General features: G+C 52.5%; 1 rRNA gene. It reads left to right on the forward strand.

Going from position 1 to position 255, the window contains the following annotated elements:
- Nucleotides 1-234 (forward strand): 23S ribosomal RNA (locus tag ACZ9XP_RS18030); the annotation flags it as partial.
- Nucleotides 235-255: the final 21 nt, after the last annotated feature.

A 255-nucleotide genomic window follows, 5' to 3' on the forward strand; every position in this document is an offset into this window, starting at 1 on the left:
GTGGACGAACCTCTGGTGTACCGGTTGTGACGCCAGTCGCATCGCCGGGTAGCTAAGTTCGGAAGAGATAACCGCTGAAAGCATCTAAGCGGGAAACTTGCCTGAAGATGAGACTTCCCTGGAGGCTTGACCTCCCTGAAGAGTCGTTCGAGACCAGGACGTTGATAGGTCGGGTGTGGAAGCGCTGTGAGGCGTTAAGCTAACCGATACTAATTGCTCGTGAGGCTTGATCCTATCATTTGAGTTGCTTTGTTG

Source organism: Vogesella perlucida, from assembly GCF_979366545.1.